Below are 1,125 nucleotides of genomic sequence, written 5' to 3'. Positions count from 1 at the left end.
CTAGTGTCCCGGTCTTGAGTTTCGTCATCTAATGGAGGGATGGCGGGCAGACCACGACGTCCGCTCGTGCTGAGTGTGGACGAGCGGCGGACGCTGCAGGGGTGGGCCAGTCGCGGTAAGACCGCGCAGGTGCTGGCCCATCGATCGCGGATCATCTTGTTGTGTGCCGAGGGCCTGGACAACACCGCGGTTGCCGGGCGGCTGGGCATCACGCGGGACACGGTGGGCAAGTGGCGCAACCGGTTCCTCGATCGCCGGCTGGACGGGCTCGGTGACGAGCCCCGGCCGGGTGCGCCGCGCACGCTCACCGATGCCCAGGTGGAGGAAGTGGTGGTCCGCACGCTGGAGGAGGTGCCCGAAGGGTCGACCCACTGGTCCCGGCGGGAGCTGGCCGCCCGGGTGGGCATCTCACCCTCCAGCGTGCGGCGCATCTGGCAGGCCTTCGGGCTGCAACCGCACTTGGTGGAGGAGTTCAAGATCTCTACCGATCCGCTGCTGATCGACAAGATCCGCGATGTGGTCGGCCTGTACCTGTCCCCGCCCGAGCACGCGGTGGTCTTCTCGGCCGATGAGAAACCGCACATCCAGGCGATCGAGCGGTCCGCACCGGTGCTGCCGATGGTGCCCGGCACCCCCGAGCGGCGCAGCCATGACTACCACCGGCACGGCACCATCGACCTGTTCGCGGCGTTGAATGTGGCCACCGGCAAGGTGATCGGCAAGTTATCGCCCCAGCATCGCGCGGTGGACTTCCGGGACTTCCTGGAGGAGATCTTCCGCCAGGTCGAGCCGGGGTTGGAGATCCACGTGATCTGCGACAACCTGTCCACCCACAAGGCCCCGGTGGTCCATAAATGGCTCCTCGAACATCCAGCGGTCCACCTGCACTTCACCCCCACCTACTCGTCATGGATCAACCAGGTCGAGCGATGGTTCGCCGAGCTACAGCGCCGCCGCCTCGATCGCGGCGTGTTCTGCTCCCTCGACGAACTGACCACCGCGCTGCAGGAATGGCTCAAGTACTGGAACGAGAACGCCCGCCCGTTCACCTGGACCAAGAACGCCGACCAGATCATCAGCGCCATCGGCCGCTACTGCGCTCGAATTTCTGGACCAGGACACTAG

Annotated in this window: 1 protein-coding gene; it reads left to right on the top strand. The window is 66.0% G+C overall.

Features of this window, described 5'->3' with window-relative positions; genetic code table 11:
* Positions 1-39 precede the first annotated feature (39 nt).
* Positions 40-1,125 carry an IS630 family transposase gene (locus AB0I81_RS64105; protein ID WP_360680745.1) on the top strand — a complete coding sequence of 362 codons (1,086 nt, stop codon included), beginning with the start codon at positions 40-42 and terminating at the stop codon, positions 1,123-1,125.

It is taken from the genome of Nonomuraea sp. NPDC050404, assembly GCF_040655495.1.
Lineage (GTDB): Bacteria > Actinomycetota > Actinomycetes > Streptosporangiales > Streptosporangiaceae > Nonomuraea.
This window is presented reverse-complemented; position numbering and strand designations above follow the sequence as displayed.

Coding starts and splice junctions, on each gene's coding strand:
- AB0I81_RS64105 (WP_360680745.1), top strand. CDS start 40: ATGGCGGGCAGACCACGACGTCCGCTCGTGCTGAGTGTGGACGAGCGG.